The 17,514-nt window shown below is 46.0% G+C and carries 18 protein-coding genes and 1 pseudogene; 5 read left to right on the top strand and 14 right to left on the bottom strand.

Annotated elements, in window-relative coordinates; all coding sequences use genetic code 11:
• Window positions 1-338: 338 nt before the first annotated feature.
• The 8 genes and pseudogenes from G434_RS21950 to G434_RS21985 all read right to left on the bottom strand — a co-directional run bounded on the left by G434_RS21950 (window position 339) and on the right by G434_RS21985 (window position 8,003).
• Window positions 339-974, bottom strand: coding sequence for a hypothetical protein (locus G434_RS21950; protein WP_001032567.1), 636 nt, complete (start codon window positions 972-974; stop codon window positions 339-341).
• Between the two features lie 359 nt (window positions 975-1,333).
• Window positions 1,334-1,894 (bottom strand): hypothetical protein, encoded by a 561-nt coding sequence (locus G434_RS21955; RefSeq protein WP_000748591.1) that lies wholly within the window; start codon window positions 1,892-1,894, stop codon window positions 1,334-1,336.
• Window positions 1,895-2,002: 108 nt separating this feature from the next.
• Window positions 2,003-2,464: pseudogene (locus tag G434_RS0124730) on the bottom strand (ISAs1 family transposase); the annotation flags it as partial.
• A gap of 209 nt (window positions 2,465-2,673) precedes the next feature.
• Window positions 2,674-3,333, bottom strand: coding sequence for a hypothetical protein (locus tag G434_RS21965; RefSeq protein WP_001323145.1), 660 nt, complete (start codon window positions 3,331-3,333; stop codon window positions 2,674-2,676).
• A gap of 23 nt (window positions 3,334-3,356) precedes the next feature.
• Window positions 3,357-4,148 (bottom strand): M35 family metalloendopeptidase, encoded by a 792-nt coding sequence (locus G434_RS21970; protein ID WP_000342577.1) that lies wholly within the window; start codon window positions 4,146-4,148, stop codon window positions 3,357-3,359.
• Window positions 4,138-6,543 (bottom strand): type VI secretion system tip protein TssI/VgrG, encoded by a 2,406-nt coding sequence (tssI, locus tag G434_RS21975; protein WP_000053614.1) that lies wholly within the window; start codon window positions 6,541-6,543, stop codon window positions 4,138-4,140. Before tssI ends, G434_RS21970 begins: the two co-directional genes overlap by 11 nt.
• Window positions 6,544-6,561: 18 nt before the next feature.
• Window positions 6,562-6,846, bottom strand: a complete 285-nt coding sequence (locus G434_RS21980) for a type VI secretion system PAAR protein (RefSeq protein WP_001127492.1) — start codon at window positions 6,844-6,846, stop codon at window positions 6,562-6,564.
• 539 nt (window positions 6,847-7,385) lie between these two features.
• Entirely contained in the window at window positions 7,386-8,003 is a 618-nt protein-coding gene (locus tag G434_RS21985) for a glutathione S-transferase family protein (RefSeq protein ID WP_000598875.1), read from the bottom strand.
• 266 nt (window positions 8,004-8,269) lie between these two features.
• On the opposite strand from G434_RS21985, the gene ansP reads away from it, so the two are divergent.
• Window positions 8,270-9,769 (top strand): L-asparagine permease, encoded by a 1,500-nt coding sequence (ansP, locus tag G434_RS21990; RefSeq protein WP_001309490.1) that lies wholly within the window; start codon window positions 8,270-8,272, stop codon window positions 9,767-9,769.
• A 112-nt stretch (window positions 9,770-9,881) separates the two neighbouring features.
• Here the strand turns inward: ansP and G434_RS21995 are convergent, their stop codons facing one another.
• The gene (locus G434_RS21995; protein ID WP_000550675.1) at window positions 9,882-10,943 is read right to left on the bottom strand and encodes a 7-bladed beta-propeller protein YncE; all 1,062 of its coding nucleotides are present in this window, start codon (window positions 10,941-10,943) and stop codon (window positions 9,882-9,884) included.
• Between the two features lie 241 nt (window positions 10,944-11,184).
• Between G434_RS21995 and pqqU the strand changes: the two genes are divergently transcribed.
• Window positions 11,185-13,287 carry a TonB-dependent receptor PqqU gene (pqqU, locus tag G434_RS22000; RefSeq protein WP_000689374.1) on the top strand — a complete coding sequence of 701 codons (2,103 nt, stop codon included), beginning with the start codon at window positions 11,185-11,187 and terminating at the stop codon, window positions 13,285-13,287.
• Window positions 13,288-13,322: 35 nt separating this feature from the next.
• On the opposite strand, the gene mcbR is transcribed toward pqqU, so the two are convergent.
• Entirely contained in the window at window positions 13,323-13,988 is a 666-nt protein-coding gene (gene mcbR, locus G434_RS22005) for a colanic acid/biofilm transcriptional regulator McbR (RefSeq protein WP_001308642.1), read from the bottom strand.
• Between the two features lie 197 nt (window positions 13,989-14,185).
• Window positions 14,186-15,223 (bottom strand): NADPH-dependent curcumin/dihydrocurcumin reductase, encoded by a 1,038-nt coding sequence (curA, locus tag G434_RS22010; protein ID WP_001314716.1) that lies wholly within the window; start codon window positions 15,221-15,223, stop codon window positions 14,186-14,188.
• A 180-nt stretch (window positions 15,224-15,403) separates the two neighbouring features.
• Here curA and G434_RS22015 point away from each other — a divergent pair, with 180 nt between their 5' ends.
• Window positions 15,404-15,922, top strand: coding sequence for a GNAT family N-acetyltransferase (locus G434_RS22015; RefSeq protein WP_000027563.1), 519 nt, complete (start codon window positions 15,404-15,406; stop codon window positions 15,920-15,922).
• Window positions 15,919-16,368, top strand: coding sequence for a DMT family transporter (locus G434_RS22020; protein ID WP_001076520.1), 450 nt, complete (start codon window positions 15,919-15,921; stop codon window positions 16,366-16,368). The genes G434_RS22015 and G434_RS22020 overlap by 4 nt, the downstream gene beginning before the upstream one ends.
• On the opposite strand, the gene ydcY is transcribed toward G434_RS22020, so the two are convergent.
• Window positions 16,369-16,602 carry a DUF2526 family protein YdcY gene (gene ydcY, locus G434_RS22025; RefSeq protein WP_000018633.1) on the bottom strand — a complete coding sequence of 78 codons (234 nt, stop codon included), beginning with the start codon at window positions 16,600-16,602 and terminating at the stop codon, window positions 16,369-16,371.
• An 85-nt stretch (window positions 16,603-16,687) separates the two neighbouring features.
• Complete coding sequence (ortT, locus tag G434_RS22030; protein WP_000061178.1) at window positions 16,688-16,861, bottom strand: orphan toxin OrtT; 174 nt, start codon at window positions 16,859-16,861, stop codon at window positions 16,688-16,690.
• 194 nt (window positions 16,862-17,055) lie between these two features.
• Between ortT and yncL the strand changes: the two genes are divergently transcribed.
• Complete coding sequence (gene yncL, locus G434_RS26890) at window positions 17,056-17,151, top strand: stress response membrane protein YncL (RefSeq protein WP_001303494.1); 96 nt, start codon at window positions 17,056-17,058, stop codon at window positions 17,149-17,151.
• A 147-nt stretch (window positions 17,152-17,298) separates the two neighbouring features.
• Here yncL and G434_RS22040 read toward each other — a convergent pair.
• Window positions 17,299-17,514: IS1 family transposase (locus tag G434_RS22040; protein ID WP_001457314.1), on the bottom strand; the 216-nt coding region annotated here is incomplete at its 5' end.

Genomic DNA, 17,514 nt, shown 5'->3' with positions numbered 1-17,514 from the left:
GCATATTTTATCTCACGATTGCATATTTTTAGTGAAGATTAATTTATCCTCACCAACATCATAGTAATTGCGTATTATAGCTTCATTAATAAAGCCCTGTTTTGTATAAAATGCGCGGGCGGCACTAAAATCGACATAGCTGGAGGTCTCTACTAAAAGTAGTCTTGCGTGATTGGGACAGGTCAAGAAAAAGCAGTTTTGCAGTTTTTTATTTCAGGGCACAGTTGCGAATATTGAATACCGTATGGACTAATGCGAGAAAATTCCGAGGTATGACTGTTTTGATATAGTGGACAATCAAGCGTCTCGAGTTAACAATGAATTTCAGGTGCCAAGCCTTACAATTTGTAGCATGACGGATATAGGACAACATTAGGAAATCGGACAGAAAATTCATTATAATAAAATGACAACTTATCTCTTTCTCTCACGTTCTGTGAAATTTCACAAAAGTATAAACTGAGCCAATATGCCTTTATATATAAAAAATACTCATGTTTATTATTATCGGAAAAAGCCAAGATTTGATTAAGGCCATCAAAAATATCTTTCTCATGATCTATATGTACTCTTGATGATTTTACAATATCTTTTAATTCGCGGTAAATCTTATTAAATAGCGCAACCGATTCACTGTTATTGAATCCATAGTTGATAAAAAGACATGATTTAACATCCGATATTAGCAAGTCGTCATAATTCATCTCTATTTCAGACAATTTCACGATATACTCAGCTATAGTATTACTTTGTAAGGACTCAACAACTGACAGTAAAACAGATGGATGCAATAATATTTCAAGAAGACTTTTATCGATATTTTTATACACATTTATTGCGAATTCATCACTCGTCCCATCGATGGTGTCAGATATTGAAAAAAATACATAATCGGGGAGTTCATACCACATGTTAATTTTAATAATATCACGACACGCATCTTCTAACTGTTGTAATCTATTACCTTTATTCATAACAACCTTAATATTATTATATGGAATCTTTGGCGGAATCTTCTTACTACGCGTAATTTTACTAAAACTTTGTTAGAGAAAATATGTATATCACTGATAGCATGTTATTAATTCACCATGGTATTATTTAACGAAAACACCCCCGCATGTTTTCACCTCTTTGTATTTATGATAATTAAGGGGAGTTCTAATTTAATATAAACACCTGTACTTTATCACCTTTAGCAAAAATACAACTTTACTACAGAAAATAAAACCCCTGATTCAATTGTAAAAAGTAAATAATAACAAAGAGCATCATTAATTAATAATTTAATGATTTTCACTGTATTATTATAACTTCATACAGAAGTATATTTTTACATAAAGTGTTTATTGATGATTTTTACCAGTTCATCTTTTGCAATAAGTCCTATATTTAAATTAACACACTCAACAATCTGAAGAAATGTGTCACTTAGTGTATGTTCATGATCACCTTTTGTTTCCATTTTGACAAAAAGGCCAAAAGATGCACGAACAAAAGATATCTCGGGGTTATCCCATGTAAACCATCGTATTCCACCACCTTCATTCATATACTCCCTTATTCTATGCTGTTCATTATTAAAAGTTGAAAAATTAACGTTTTTTTCAATGAAGGTATTTTGCGCTAAAGATATTATTTCCCTGGATAATTTATTACAAACACGAGGGTTCGTGTCAAGAATAAACACCATTACATCAAGTGTAAAATGACGTATTTTATCTATATTTTTCTTTTTCATTGGTCCTAGCAATGAACCGTAAACTTTATCAATACGTTCATCAAGCAATCTTACCATATTTTTTCTTTCTATTTCGATGTGATAGTCTGGTTGATTTTGTATCCCGCTATTATTTTGATGGTTCATTGTTTTAATTTTTTTGCTTTTTTTCATTGTTGCCTCGTTGTGTCAAGATTTTAATAGTGGATGAAAAATAACACCGGCTTATTAGATTCAAATTTAGAGCACCGTCATCTGCGCTATTCGATCGCCAGGGCAAGATTACGAAAGCCCGCTCCCCGCAAGGACTGACGCGAGGTAGTCTCTGTCCATAGCTGCTTTTCGCATCTTGCGTCTTAACCCTGCCTTGAATACCTTATCATTCGTTAAAATATTAATAGCGATGTGCCGTATCCCTGAAAATAATTCTGCGGCGTTTCCTCTTCTTATTTTGCAGTCGTCTTCGTTCATTACCACGTCCAGACGCCAGTGCAGCTTATTCTCCACGTGCCAGTGATTTCGTATCGCTGTGGCGAACTTTTTTGCGGTTAAATCAGCAGAACTGATATAATATCTGACCGTCATTTCTGGCTCTTTCTTTTGTTCTGCTATTATTGACCAAAAGGAGACTGCCACGCATAATTTCTTCTGACCTTTCCATTCAAACGTGAAATCAATAAGTTCATCAGGGACATCGCAAACAATATGAAGATGGATTTCTTCTCTGCCGTGACTAAAATGCGAATTATTTAGTACAAAAAAGCGGCGCACCTTGTTCTTTCACAGATTCCTAATATGGCAACTTTAAGTTATCGCCGTCTATACTTATAGAAATTTCATCAGGGGTGACGTAAATAGAATTTTTTTCATCCTCAATTGCCCATAACTGATTAATAAAAAAGTATTTTTTTTCATCTAATAACAAATTATCACATGTAGTAAAATTATTAATATCAAAAAAAATCATCAGCACAATTAATTTTTAAATTTAAAAAATAAAGAAAAATATTATTGATTGATTTGAGTGTAAACCACTTGTCATTAACAAATTTATAGCCAGATGATTTTATAAAATAATAATTATCTCCTGGTATAAAGGCATACATATCATTTAAGGTTATACTCAACAAAAAACTACGACCTGGTTTAATAGTATTCCACCGTTCAGGATTCGTATTAATTTCAAAAGGACATGAACCACCTAAGTAGTCCAACGTGATATTCCCAGAGTTGATTCTGAATGGTTTTTTGCATATCGCATCATATTCATCTCCTTTTCCATCTTTTACTTTCATAGGTAGGTAATATTTAGAAAAAAAATACGTGGTAGAGCTATTGTTAGTAAAGGTTATGTTAGCAAAAATCCTGTTGTTTTTTTTACTCATAGCTAATTGAGCATTGACATCCGCTATATAATTCATATGATTGCATTTTTTCTTACACTCATCATAATTTTCGATAGGATAAATTAATGGCCTTCCTTTGATATCTCTCTCAAGCCCAAACCCGTATTTTTTTATTAAAACCATTTCATCCGCAGTCGATTGAAAGGAATAGAAAAATATAATATTTACGATTGTCATTATTATGATTTTTTTTATAGCTTGCAGCATTAATATATTTCTCGACTTATTAGTTAATGGAGAAGTGCTTTTTCTAATTCCGCTATTTTTTTCTTAACTGAATTGCTTAATATTTCATCATTAATCGAGTCTATCTCACTTTCAATTAATCTTATTTCAAAATATCTTTCTATGTTATATGCATTCTCGAATATTTGATCTTTTTGTTTAGAGATCAGTTTAGTTGCAATACGGATATGTTCGTCATATGAAACTTCATCCTCTTTGCACGTTGAATATTTATCAGTAGTTGTATAATCCTGTGACCACATACCACCTTTTTTATTATCCCCATAATACCACTGAATATGAGACATTTCATGACATAAAGTAGCAACATGAGAATCCTTTCCCGTTACTGGATTTTTTTTGCCATCTCTATACTCAAATTTTGCGCCTATGTTAATTATATAGGGCATATCCTTACTTGGGCTGACGAATGCTGCAAATTCATTACAACCTGTATAATTTATAAAACTGCTCATTGTTAAATCATTAGCTATAATCATTAATCTTCTCACACCATCCATCATAAGAAATCTAGCATTCATGCGCCTACCTGTATTATGTCCATATTTTCTTATATTAACCTCCTTATTTCCTTTAACACCAAAGATCTTACTGAAATCATATTCCTCCTGTGCTCCCCATCTCAAAAGATCATCTGCTCTTTTTATCAAAACCAACTTTTGTGCCTTACGAGCCTTATCAATCATTATTTTAAAATGATCAGTTATTTTTTGCTCTTTCACACATTCTTCTGGCTCTGGCTTTGGTTGTCCAGAAGTTTGATTATTATCGTCCATAGTGTCCTTCCATTGAGAGAAAATCATCATTCGCAAATAACAACTTCACTTTAATTTCATGTTTGCTAGATACAAAAAAACGCTCTGTATACCCCTCTTCATCCGTTTCTCCGCGGGTCTGCGTGCCATCCTCAAAGAAGGCAATGTAGCGGGTTTCTGAATACGGTATCCCGTCATCGTCTGTAAAATGGAACTGGAGAGTATATTTTTCAGGTTCATCCTCATCGTCACCTCGATCATCACCACCACTTCCGGTCACGCAGTTCCCTCCAGAGTCTTCATTTTCTTCTCCGGAATCACTGCCATCACCACTCTTCTCATCCCCCAGTGTCTTCAGCACCGCCGGTTGCAGCGCCGGCACCGGCGTCCCCGGACTACCGCCGCTATTGAGATTGATTTTCGGCCCGACGATGTCCACGCCCCCTGAATGGATGACCACAAACGAGCCACTCACCTTCAGGCTTATCCGGCTGCTGCTCTCCAGCACGATATCCCCGTCCACCTTTATCCCCAGCGCGCCACTCACCTTCCTCGCCAGGTCCCCCTTCACCACCAGGCTGTGCTTTCCCTCCACCAGACTGATATGGTTCCCCGTCGTCTTATGCTCCTGCTTCCCTTCCACCGTCACTTTACGGTCATTTCTGACGTACAGGCCGTCATCATTACTCACGCTCACCGTCCGGTCATTCGTCACCTGCAGCGTCTGGTCATTACGTACCGTGATGCACCGGTCGTTCGCCACCGTGATACTCTGGTCGTGGCCCCCTTCTTTTCTGGTCCCGACCTGAACCGTCTGCCCCTTCACCACCGTTATCTTCTGGTCGTTCCCGATGGTTTCCGTATGGTCATGTTTCACATCCGTTGTCCGGTCGTTGAGCACCTCCGTATCCATGTTCTTCTGGGCATGGATATACACCTGCTCATTACTGGTGGCGTCTTCAAACCGCAGCTCGTTAAATCCGCTTCCTTTATAGGTTTTTGACCGGATGGTCATCTGCGTCTTCGTTCCCGGCAGGTCGCCCGGCGAACGGTTGTCCTCATGGTACGTCCGCCCCATGATTATCGGCTGGTCCGGGTCGCCGTTCAGGAAGTCCACTATCACCTCCTGACCCACCCGTGGTATCGCCAGGTTACCGAACCCCGGCCCCGCCCACGCCTGCGACACCCTCACCCAGCATGAACTCGCCTCCGTTGCCGGGTTATACCTGTCCCAGTGAAACTGCACTCGCACACGTCCGTGTTCGTCGCAGAAGATTTCCTCTCCCGCAGGACCGGTGACAATGGCGCTCTGTGGCCCGTCCACCTTCGGTTTGTTTTGCAGCCGTGGACGCCACGTCCGGTCCGCCGGTATCACCTCTAACTGATTGCCCAGCGTGGTTCCCTTTCCCTGGCTGCCGTGCAGCGCCTGCGGCTGGTTTCCTGACAGTATGCTCTGTACCACCTGCCATTCACGGTTCAGCATCTTCTGCGGATGCCCCGTCAGCATAAACCGCGTTCCCGGCCACAGCTTCGGCGAATTACTCTGCCCTGTGGCCTTTTCCGCATCACTGCGCAGGCTCTCCATCTGGTACAGCGTGAAATCCTTGCCGTGCTGTTCATCCTTGTACCTTCCCGGATAATCAAATATCTCATACTGCTCCAGCTGTCCGTTCAGGTTCTCACCCTGCTGCTCATACATCCCCGGCCAGTCCGGCACCTTAAAGGTGTAATCCTGGCTCTGCACCGATGACGGGCGGACATGCGCCTCATAACGGAACATACTGACACACTCCGTCTCCGCTCCTGCCGATGTGTCCGGGTTAAACGGAAACTCCCCCGCCTGTGACAGCCCCGCCACATCGTCGCACAGCGTCAGCTTCTGCTCCGGACTGTCCGCCGCAAACCGCTCAAAGAAGAAAAGACCCTCCTCCGCCCATAGCCGGGACAGAAACGCCAGGTCCGACTCCCCGTACTGGACACAGAACTCCCGCGCCGGATGGTCCTCATAAAACAGCGGCGTCCACTCCGTGACGCCGTTCTCGTTCAGTAACGTGGCCGATATCGTCCGGATATCCTGCTGCTGGAAGATACGAAAGTTCTGCCGCAGCCCGCACCGCCATAACGGCGGCTCAATACGCAGGTGATAACGCATCTGCCAGCCGTTATTCTCCTGCATGCCAAAACCCGCCACCACGCCGGTGACATAACGCTGCGCCACTGCGCCCTGCCAGATGGTCAGTGTCGCCTTCTTCTCCAGCAGCATCTCCGCCGTCTGCATAAAAGAGTCGCTGGCAACATCCACACTCATCACAAACGGATATGACTGGTTCTGGATTAACCTGAAATTCACCACTGCAAAGGTGTCCGGCTCCTGGCCGTCAACCTCCAGCGTAAAGCGAAGACCTTTTAAGGACATAAATACCTCTCAGACATATCAGCCTATATTTACCGTACCGCCACCAATAACCACGCCGCCGCAGTCAACAGCATCACCGCTTCTGGCGGCGGGCAGGCCGTCAATAAAGACGGTTGAAGAACCTCTGGCGATTTTACGGGGATGAGGGGGATGCTTCGGTTTAGCATGCGGCGTCAGCGGATCTCCCTGACGGGCTGCGGGAAGACCATCGATAAAGACGGTGGATGACCCGGCGGTGATGACGGTCTCGTAATAACCGTCGTGCTGGGTGCCTTTGTCGGTGAGTTTGGCTGCTAAAGGCATAATTCCTCCTGTTCAGAATTTCTACAGCAGCAGGTTTCAAAAATCGGGAGAAATATTCAACGAAATATTAATCACTTCACCGGATGTTCTGATGCGTACCTTCACTGGTCTATTTAAGTAATACAAATTGTTGGCGTGTATTAAGTTCCATTTTGTTCTCCTTAATTATGTAAGGAGTATTTGATCATGTATAAGCAATAAAAACAGCTTCAGGAAATAAGGAATATCGCAATTTTTAAACATAAAATGCGAATCGTTCAATACAAAAAAGCAGCGTTGCGTAATCTTTCCCTGATTAAATACGCTACCGCCCTACCCTGATGACATGATCTGCACTGCACTATCATATCGACATGTTTCTCTACATGCGAAAAGATGTTTTATTTTCGGATTATATTAAATTGATATTTCATATAAAAAACGAAATTACATCAATCATATAAATAGTTGTACCAACTTTAATTACTATTCATAGCAAACAAATGGATATCCAGTTAATTACGCCAGTGATTCATTAACATTAACCTCCGGCATTATTGTTAAATAATGACATTCCTTTTTAATACTTCTTGTAATTTCGGTAACTGACATACAGCTTCAGCGATCGCGCTGATATTCTGCGCATTATCGTGAAACCATTCATGCCCCGGCCCCCATGTGCGCATGGTGCAGAGATAACAGTCCACCAGCGTTAGTTGCTCGCCAAAGGCATAAGGTTCAGCGGTCAATTGTGAATTCAGCCAGATATAAAGCGATTTACGATATTCAATAACATTATTCTTTAACTGTTCGGGTGCGTCAGGAGCCCAACGCTCAGGGTAATCGGCGAAAGTGAATGTTGGATAGACATTAGCAACCAGCCAGACCAATAGCCGTTGAAACTGCTGACGTTCGGCGCGCCCAACCGGTGGCGCAAGGTCCGGGCGACGATCGAGAACCATCAATGCAATCGCCGCTGTCTCCGTCATAATCTCGTCATTTTCCAGCGCCAGTGTCGGAATCTGACACAACGGGTTCAGGGTTTTCAATAACTCGCGTGAGGTTCCCTCGTGGTCAAAACCACTGACATCAACGAACTGATAAGGAATATCAGCCAGTGTTAGCATCAGCTCACTGATTGTAGAGCCCCATCCGGGTACGCCATACACCTTAATCATATGCCCCTCACAATCTTTTAAAGATTAAGTGTAGGACAGTACACAGGTTAACCAGCAAAAGGATTTGTCATTTTTTCGTCAGTTGTATTATTCCCCTTCAGGATTGTAAGGGGATGTTTTGCATCGTTTATCGATAACGGGTAGGATGCTGCGCCGATAGTTTTATACCCATAAAGAATAATGGTGATAACTATCATCGCCAGGATGAATAAACATTGTTCATGGCAACTTATATGACTTTTTCATTAAAGCAATCAGGGAGAGCAATGAGTAAACACGACACCGACACTTCAGATCAGCACGCCGCGAAACGCCGCTGGCTTAATGCCCACGAAGAGGGGTATCACAAAGCGATGGGCAATCGCCAGGTACAGATGATCGCCATTGGCGGCGCGATTGGTACGGGTTTGTTTTTAGGCGCGGGAGCCCGACTGCAAATGGCGGGGCCAGCACTGGCACTGGTCTATTTAATCTGCGGCCTGTTTTCATTTTTTATTCTGCGTGCATTGGGTGAGCTGGTGCTACACCGCCCTTCCAGTGGCAGTTTTGTCTCTTATGCCCGTGAGTTTTTAGGAGAGAAAGCCGCTTACGTTGCAGGCTGGATGTACTTCATCAACTGGGCGATGACGGGGATTGTCGATATTACCGCCGTCGCTCTGTATATGCATTACTGGGGTGCGTTTGGCGGCGTGCCGCAGTGGGTCTTTGCGCTCGCTGCGCTGACCATCGTTGGCACCATGAATATGATCGGTGTGAAATGGTTTGCCGAGATGGAGTTCTGGTTTGCGCTTATTAAAGTGCTCGCCATTGTGACCTTTTTGGTCGTGGGTACAGTGTTCCTCGGTAGTGGTCAGCCGCTGGATGGCAACACCACTGGTTTTCATTTAATTACCGATAATGGCGGCTTCTTCCCCCACGGTTTGCTGCCTGCGCTGGTGTTGATTCAGGGCGTAGTGTTTGCTTTTGCCTCCATTGAAATGGTGGGTACAGCTGCCGGAGAATGTAAAGATCCGCAGACCATGGTGCCTAAAGCGATTAACAGTGTGATTTGGCGTATTGGCCTGTTTTACGTCGGCTCCGTGGTGTTGCTGGTTATGTTATTGCCGTGGAGCGCATATCAGGCGGGGCAAAGTCCGTTCGTGACGTTTTTCTCTAAACTGGGTGTGCCATATATCGGCAGCATTATGAACATTGTGGTGCTGACCGCTGCCCTCTCCAGCCTGAACTCAGGTCTGTACTGCACCGGACGTATTCTGCGCTCAATGGCGATGGGCGGTTCCGCACCGAGTTTTATGGCGAAAATGAGTCGTCAGCATGTGCCGTATGCCGGGATTCTGGCGACACTGGTTGTGTATGTCGTCGGCGTATTCCTCAACTATCTGGTGCCGTCGCGCGTATTTGAGATTGTGTTGAACTTCGCGTCGCTGGGAATCATCGCCTCATGGGCGTTTATCATCGTGTGCCAGATGCGCCTGCGTAAAGCGATTAAAGAAGGCAAAGCCGCGGATGTGAGTTTTAAACTGCCTGGCGCGCCCTTCACTTCCTGGCTGACATTACTGTTTTTGCTGAGCGTCCTGGTGCTGATGGCGTTCGATTACCCGAACGGGACTTATACCATCGCGGCGCTGCCGATTATCGGTATTCTGCTGGTTATAGGCTGGTTTGGTGTGCGCAAACGCGTTGCTGAAATTCACAGCACTGCGCCAGTCGTCGAGGAAGATGAAGAACAACAGGAAATTGTGTTTAAGCCTGAAACGGCGAGTTAATTGCAAAATTGCCCGGCTACGTGCCGGGCAAATTCAAATTACTGACGAAGGTACCGGATACGGCGTGATAAAAGTCAGGCAAGTCTCTCCGTTTTCACCCTCGCCATATCTATTACAGCGCAATACGAATCACATCGTCCGGCTGGGTAGCTTCCTGCTGTTTAGTGGATTTTTGTTTCACACTGACATACAGCGTTTTGCCATCGGCAGACAGCGCCAGGCTGTTCGGATGAGTCGGCGTATCGAACGTTTTCACCACTTTATAGCTTTTCGCGTCAATCACACTGACTTTACCTGCCTGACGATGCGTTACGTAGGCTTCATTACGCGCCGGGTTAAACAGCACAGCCAGTGATTCCGGTGCCGCAACCTTCGCCAGAATATTGCCATTACGGGTATCGACCACTAACACTTCTGCGGCTTTAGAATCGGTGATAAATGCACGCTGCCTGGCGGTATCAAGGCTAATGTTGATAAAGAAGTGCTCTTTGCCGTCATCCAGCAGCTTTTTACGGCTGAGGATTTTATTGTCGGCGGTGTCGATGGTAATCAATTCGCCGTCAGCGTTAGTGGTGTAAAGACGTTTGCCTTTGCTATCCAGCGCCAGACCGGTACTCATTTTACCGGTGTTCTGGATGGCGGTTTTCAGTTTGATATTCTCGCCATCAACGACCCAAATCACGCTCTCTTTACCAATACCACTGATGTAAACGGTGTTCGTGGCATCATCAGCTACCAGCTCACGCGGTTGCAGCGGGCGCACCTCTTCCGTGCGCTTACGATCATCCAGCACCAGACGGCCTTTCACTTCGCCCGTTTTGGCATCTATCGCCGTGACCGCGCTGTTTACAGTGTTACCAAACCACAACGTCTGAGTCGTGTTATTGATGGTGGCACCAAACGGCTTGAGATCGTTATGGATCGCCTGCGTCACTTCCAGAGTAACCGGATCAAGACGATAAACCACGCCGCCTTTATCCAGTTTGCGGCTTTGCGAAGTGGCGAGCCACAGCGCGTTCTCCTGCTGGCTATAAGCCATTTCGTAGGCACCTTTACCTACCGCTTTACGCAGCATTTCTTCTGCAGCCTGCGTACTGAATGATGAAGCAACAAGCAATGAACCTAACAGTAATGAACCACGCAGGCGCGATGAAAACAGATGACGTAAATGCATGACGACTCCCTTTGATGAACCGATATTTTTGCTGCTTCACAATGCTTCGCTAAGCGTAATCATCGTTACGCTCTTGTTATAAATGGGAATGGTAATCATTATTTTCTCAAATGTGGAGCATTTCTTGCCGTTACGACTACAATTTTCTCAATTACTTAACGTATCGTGCCGTTTCGTTTTCCATATATTTACAATTTTATTACCATGGCGGCGTTTTCCCATTCTTAACCTGGCTTTTTTCATGAAGATTTTTTCCGTCCGACAGACCGTTTTGCCCGCACTGCTTGTCCTTTCCCCCGTTGTTTTTGCCGCTGATGAACAGACCATGATTGTCAGTGCCGCACCGCAGGTGGTTTCAGAACTGGATACCCCAGCAGCCGTGAGCGTGGTGGATGGCGAGGAGATGCGCCTGGCAACACCGCGCATTAACTTGTCCGAATCACTGACCAGCGTGCCTGGTTTGCAGGTACAAAACCGGCAGAACTATGCGCAAGATTTACAGCTGTCGATTCGCGGATTTGGCTCCCGCTCCACTTACGGAATTCGCGGTATTCGCCTGTATGTGGACGGTATTCCCGCCACCATGCCCGACGGACAAGGGCAAACATCCAACATCGATTTAAGCAGTGTACAAAATGTGGAAGTGCTGCGCGGCCCCTTCTCTGCTCTGTATGGCAACGCGTCTGGCGGTGTAATGAATGTCATCACCCAGACCGGACAACAGCCACCAACCATTGAAGCCAGTAGTTACTACGGCAGTTTTGGCAGCTGGCGCTATGGGCTGAAAGCAACAGGCGCAATGGGCGACGGCACTCAGCCTGGCGATGTCGATTACACCGTCTCAACCACGCGCTTTACGACCCACGGCTATCGTGATCATAGTGGCGCACAGAAAAATTTAGCCAATGCCAAACTGGGCGTACGCATTGATGACGCCAGCAAATTAAGCCTGATTTTCAATAGTGTGGATATCAAAGCAGATGACCCAGGTGGGCTAACCGAAGCAGAATGGAAGGCGAATCCGCAACAAGCGCCACGCGCTGAACAGTACGACACGCGAAAAACCATCAAGCAAACTCAGGCTGGGTTGCGCTATGAACGTAGCCTGAGCGCACAAGATGATATGAGTGTGATGATGTATGCCGGGGAGCGAGAAACGACCCAGTACCAGTCAATCCCGATGGCACCACAACTTAACCCGTCGCATGCGGGCGGCGTGATTACTCTGCAACGCCATTATCAGGGGATAGACAGCCGCTGGACACACCGTGGCGAGCTGGGCGTTCCGCTCACGTTCACTACCGGCCTGAACTACGAAAACATGAGTGAAAATCGCAAAGGCTACAATAACTTCCGCCTGAATAGCGGCGTGCCGGAATACGGGCAAAAAGGTGAGTTGCGCCGTGACGAACGCAATCTGATGTGGAACGTCGATCCCTATTTGCAGACACAGTGGCAGCTGAGCGAAAAACTGTCGCTGGATGCTGGCGTGCGCTACAGCTCCGTATGGTTTGATTCCAACGACCATTACGTTACTCCGGGTAACGGCGATGACAGCGGTGATGCCAGTTATCACAAATGGCTACCTGCCGGTTCGTTAAAATATGCAATGACCGATGCCTGGAATATCTATCTGGCAGCCGGGCGAGGTTTTGAAACGCCGACGATTAATGAGCTGTCTTATCGTGCTGACGGTCAAAGCGGTATGAACTTTGGTTTAAAACCATCCACCAACGATACAATTGAGATCGGCAGTAAAACGCGTATTGGTGATGGGCTGCTTAGTCTCGCATTGTTCCAGACCGACACCGATGATGAAATTGTTGTCGATAGCAGTAGCGGTGGGCGTACGACTTACAAAAATGCCGGAAAGACCCGTCGTCAAGCCGCTGAGCTGGCATGGGATCAACGTTTCGCGGGAGATTTTCGTGTAAAAGCGTCCTGGACCTGGCTCGATGCGACCTATCGCAGCAATGTTTGCAATGAACAGGATTGTAACGGTAATCGGATGCCAGGGATCGCCCGTAATATGGGCTTTGCGTCGATAGGTTATGTACCGGAGGATGGCTGGTATGCAGGTACGGAAGCGCGTTATATGGGCGATATTATGGCAGATGATGAAAATACGGCCAAAGCGCCGTCTTATACTCTCGTCGGCTTATTCACCGGGTATAAATACAATTACCACAATTTAACTGTGGATTTATTTGGTCGTGTCGATAATTTATTCGATAAAGAATACGTTGGTTCTGTCATTGTCAATGAGTCAAACGGGCGATATTACGAACCTGCGCCCGGGCGAAATTATGGTGTCGGCATGAATATTGCATGGCGATTTGAGTAATTACCTTGATGCCCGGTATTTGCCGGGCATTTACTTTAACGATTGTATTGCTGGTATAAAATAGCAATATTTTGTTGCATAATTTCAGCAAGACAATGTCTGCATCCCTCTTTGTCTTTTGCTTTTAACGCGGCGAGTAATAGACGATAGTTTTCTATACGCTCCCGTAATTCCGCTGGATTAATCGCTTCATAGAGATAATGTAAACCAGGTCCCATCCTGACCCACAGTTGCTCAATCATCTCACACAGGATGGGCATATTTGAACGATGATAAATCGCTAAGCGAAATAGCCTGTTCGCATTAATGATTTGTTCCATGTCGCCCTTTTCTTGCGCCTGCTGTAATTTCTCGAGCAATTCCTCGAGTTCCGCCAGGTCTTGCGGGGTGAGGTTTTCAACAGCCAGAGTAACTGCCATTAATTCCAGCTCGTAGCGGATCCGATTGATTTCGTCTAATTGACGTTTCCCCACTTCCGGAACTGTAAATGCTTGCGCTGGTGCGACAGAAAGCGCATTCACCGAAACCAGACGTAATAATGCTTCACGCACAGGTGTAATACTCATACCTAATTGCTCCGCCAGATTTTTAGTAATCAGGCGTGCGCCAGGTTTTAGTGCGCCAATACTAAGCTGATGTTTCAGGTCATTCTCAACCTGCAGAGTCAAACTGACATGTTTCATTTTTTCCGTTCCAGGCATTTTAATTCCTTCGCGTGTTTTCTGTCCAACCCTGCCTGCATGGCAGAAGGAGTTCACCTGGGGTATTAAAGTGAATAATCATAAACCACTCACCTTTGTTGTTATTAGCAGCAGAACAATGACGTGGTTAGTTAATTAAAGCTGAAAATAAGCTTTTTGCCTGGATTTTTATGGCGGCTTACGCCGCCGTCGTATCTTTAATCATCACCCGCCACGCGGATCACCACTTTGCCGAAGTTTTTACCCTTCAGCAGGCCGATAAATGTCTGTGGCGCATTCTCTAAACCGTCAGTAATTTCTTCGCGGTAGTGGATTTTATCCTCTTTCACCCATTGCCCCATCTCCTTCTGAAACTCATGGATGCGGTGACCATAATCCTGAGCGATAATAAATCCTTGCAAGCGAATACGTTTTTTCAGCACCGTAGCCATCAGCAGAGGTAAACGATCCGGGCCGGGTGGTAGCTCTGTAGCGTTATAGCTGCTCACTAAGCCGCAGACGGGAATGCGCGCAGATGTATTAAGTAACGGTAGCACCGCATCAAATACTTTACCGCCCACGTTTTCATAATAGATATCAACGCCTTTTGGGCACGCTTTCGCCAGTTGTTCGGCAAAATCATCCGCGTGATGGTCAAGACAAACATCAAAGCCTAACACCTCGGTAGCATGGCGGCATTTTTCCGCGCCACCGGCTATCCCCACCACCCTGCAACCTTTAAGTTTGCCGATTTGACCCACCGTCGCCCCCACTGGTCCTGTCGCCGCAGCTACCACCAGCGTTTCGCCCTCTTTGGGCTGACCGATATCCAGCAGCCCCATATAAGCGGTAAAGCCTGGCATCCCCAGCACACCCAGCGACCACGATGGATTTTGCGGATGATCGCCAAGTTTCACCAGATCATCACCACTGGATATGTCATAGTCCTGCCATCCACTGTAGCCCAGCACCCAGTCGCCAGGCTGATAATCAGGATGATTCGACTCCACGACACGGCTCACCGTGCCGCCGACCATCACGCCGCCAATATCAACCGGCGGTGAATAAGATGGCTCATCGCTCATACGTCCACGCATATACGGGTCCAGTGACAAATAAACTGTGCGCAGTAACACCTGTCCCTCACCCGGTGTGGCGATATCATCTTCTTCAAGACGGAAATTCTCCGGAACCGGCGCGCCATGCGGACGCGAGGCCAGAACCCAACGTCGATTACGCTGTTTTTGTTGCCCCATAATGCTCTCCTGTGCTTTTGGCATGAATCGATCAATAGTAGCAGGCTCACGGGATTGGTTTTGTTTGCAGCCGTCACATCCCCTCTGCAACACGCAATAATTTCATCGAGGAATCCGTTGCTTCGGGCTGTTTTCGATAGTATTGATAACGTCATCATCATTATTTAATCGAGGCCAGACATGTCCATCCGTTTTGCCCGCAAAGCCGACTGTGCTGCCATTGCGGAAATTTATAACCACGCCGTGTTGTATACGGCGGCTATCTGGAATGACCAAACGGTGGATGCAGATAACCGCATTGCCTGGTTTGAAGCGCGGACCATAGCAGGTTATCCGGTGCTGGTGAGTGAAGAAGATGGCGTCGTTACAGGATATGCCTCGTTTGGCGACTGGCGTAGTTTCGATGGTTTTCGCCATACCGTGGAACATTCGGTTTATGTCCATCCCGATCATCAGGGCAAAGGTCTGGGGCGTAAATTGTTAAGCCGATTGATTGATGAAGCGCGGGATTGCGGGAAGCATGTCATGGTCGCGGGGATCGAATCGCAAAATCAGGCTTCGCTGCATCTCCACCAGTCGCTGGGATTTGTCGTCACCGCGCAAATGCCGCAGGTAGGCACTAAATTTGGGCGCTGGCTGGATCTGACATTTATGCAGTTGCAACTCGACGAGCGCACTGAACCGGACGCGATTGGATGAATCAGTCGCTTACCCTTGCTTTTTTGATTGCCGCCGGAATTGGTCTGGTGGTGCAAAACACGCTGATGGTGCGCATCACCCAGAGCTCCTCTACCATTCTCATCGCCATGTTGCTGAACTCTTTGGTAGGAATTGTGCTGTTCGTTTCTATTTTGTGGTTTAAACAAGGTATGGAGGGGTTTGGTGAACTGGTGTCCAGCGTGCGCTGGTGGACACTTATACCTGGCTTGCTTGGATCGTTTTTTGTCTTCGCCAGTATCAGCGGATATCAGAATGTGGGAGCGGCAACAACTATTGCAGTACTGGTCGCCAGCCAGCTGATTGGCGGTCTGGTGCTGGATATCTTCCGCAGCCATGGCGTACCACTTCGGGCGTTGATCGGCCCAATTTGTGGCGCAATTTTACTTGTGGTTGGCGCCTGGCTGGTGGCCAGACGCTCATTTTAATCAGAGGATGGTACCGCCTTTGGTTAACTGTTCGTGGCGCGCTTCCATATCTTCTTTATGCTTGCGACCATGATGAGCAATAGCGGTGCGCAAACGCTGCTGCTGGGTATAGCGATCTTCCCGACTTAACTCCGCGTCATCGCTCAGGGCGATTAATAATTCGTTCATATGGGCAATGACGCTCTCTTCAATCGCGGCATCCACGCGCGCGATGACTTCATCCAGATGCGACATACTTTCTCCTTAGCCACTTGTGAAATTTATCGATTCATCCAAATGATATAAGTCTGTGTGGTGCCGTCAAGCCAGTGAGTAAGATTTAAAACAGTGAAAACAACAGCGCCACCGGGAAACTCATCGGCCATGTTGCCCCCACCAGAAAGGCGCTTAAGAAACGGATGCGTTTCTTATCGTGAGAAAGAAACCAGGTGATAAGAAATGCGATTGCTGCCATAACCGCATAAAAAACAAGCATGTGTTGATAGAGAGACATGTACGGGCGTCCAGCCAGATGAATAAAACGCGCGCAAATATGCGTCATTTTTTGACGTGCATCAAGTTTTTTCACCAGTTTGAGAAAAAATCATCAAACAGCAACTTGCCCTTATCCATCTTCAGAATGAGTATTATTGCGGATTTTCTTAACCCGTACTATACACATAGGGGCAATGATAAAAGGTGGCAAAAATGAATGTTTCCAGTAGAACTGTAGTACTGATAAATGTCTTTGCTGCTGTTGGTTTGTTTACTCTTATCTCTATGAGATTTGGCTGGTTTATTTGATGTAGTGATTTTGCACGCAGCACGTACTGTCAGAGAAATCAGTGCTCTGACAGTACGCAAGATCATCTCATACTCTCCAGGTTTACAACATTATCCTTAATATTTACTTCTTTTTCCTGACATCTACATTGAGGTAATGACTCCAACTTATTGATAGTGTTTTATGTTCAGATAATGCCCGATGACTTTGTCATGCAGCTCCACCGATTTTGAAAACGACAGCGACTTCCGTCCCAGCCGTGCCAGGTGCTGCCTCAGATTCAGGTTATGCCGCTCAATTCGCTGCGTATATCGCTTGCTGATTACGTGCAGCTTTCCCTTCAGGCGGGATTCATACAGCGGCCAGCCATCCGTCATCCATAT

Origin of the sequence: Escherichia sp. KTE172, from assembly GCF_000408845.1 — a bacterium.
In the GTDB taxonomy this organism is placed as follows: domain Bacteria; phylum Pseudomonadota; class Gammaproteobacteria; order Enterobacterales; family Enterobacteriaceae; genus Escherichia; species Escherichia coli.
The sequence above is the reverse complement of the archived record's forward strand: the minus strand, read 5'-3'. Positions and strand labels throughout refer to the sequence as shown.

What these genes read in the sequence shown, in the direction of transcription:
- G434_RS21950 (WP_001032567.1), bottom strand. Translation starts at nt 974, where the DNA reads ATGAATAAAGGTAATAGATTACAACAGTTAGAAGATGCGTGTCGTGAT.
- G434_RS21955 (WP_000748591.1), bottom strand. Translation starts at nt 1,894, where the DNA reads ATGAAAAAAAGCAAAAAAATTAAAACAATGAACCATCAAAATAATAGC.
- G434_RS21965 (WP_001323145.1), bottom strand. Translation starts at nt 3,333, where the DNA reads ATGCTGCAAGCTATAAAAAAAATCATAATAATGACAATCGTAAATATT.
- G434_RS21970 (WP_000342577.1), bottom strand. Translation starts at nt 4,148, where the DNA reads ATGGACGATAATAATCAAACTTCTGGACAACCAAAGCCAGAGCCAGAA.
- tssI (WP_000053614.1), bottom strand. Translation starts at nt 6,543, where the DNA reads ATGTCCTTAAAAGGTCTTCGCTTTACGCTGGAGGTTGACGGCCAGGAG.
- G434_RS21980 (WP_001127492.1), bottom strand. Translation starts at nt 6,846, where the DNA reads ATGCCTTTAGCAGCCAAACTCACCGACAAAGGCACCCAGCACGACGGT.
- G434_RS21985 (WP_000598875.1), bottom strand. Translation starts at nt 8,003, where the DNA reads ATGATTAAGGTGTATGGCGTACCCGGATGGGGCTCTACAATCAGTGAG.
- ansP (WP_001309490.1), top strand. Translation starts at nt 8,270, where the DNA reads ATGAGTAAACACGACACCGACACTTCAGATCAGCACGCCGCGAAACGC.
- G434_RS21995 (WP_000550675.1), bottom strand. Translation starts at nt 10,943, where the DNA reads ATGCATTTACGTCATCTGTTTTCATCGCGCCTGCGTGGTTCATTACTG.
- pqqU (WP_000689374.1), top strand. Translation starts at nt 11,185, where the DNA reads ATGAAGATTTTTTCCGTCCGACAGACCGTTTTGCCCGCACTGCTTGTC.
- mcbR (WP_001308642.1), bottom strand. Translation starts at nt 13,988, where the DNA reads ATGCCTGGAACGGAAAAAATGAAACATGTCAGTTTGACTCTGCAGGTT.
- curA (WP_001314716.1), bottom strand. Translation starts at nt 15,223, where the DNA reads ATGGGGCAACAAAAACAGCGTAATCGACGTTGGGTTCTGGCCTCGCGT.
- G434_RS22015 (WP_000027563.1), top strand. Translation starts at nt 15,404, where the DNA reads ATGTCCATCCGTTTTGCCCGCAAAGCCGACTGTGCTGCCATTGCGGAA.
- G434_RS22020 (WP_001076520.1), top strand. Translation starts at nt 15,919, where the DNA reads ATGAATCAGTCGCTTACCCTTGCTTTTTTGATTGCCGCCGGAATTGGT.
- ydcY (WP_000018633.1), bottom strand. Translation starts at nt 16,602, where the DNA reads ATGTCGCATCTGGATGAAGTCATCGCGCGCGTGGATGCCGCGATTGAA.
- ortT (WP_000061178.1), bottom strand. Translation starts at nt 16,861, where the DNA reads ATGTCTCTCTATCAACACATGCTTGTTTTTTATGCGGTTATGGCAGCA.
- yncL (WP_001303494.1), top strand. Translation starts at nt 17,056, where the DNA reads ATGAATGTTTCCAGTAGAACTGTAGTACTGATAAATGTCTTTGCTGCT.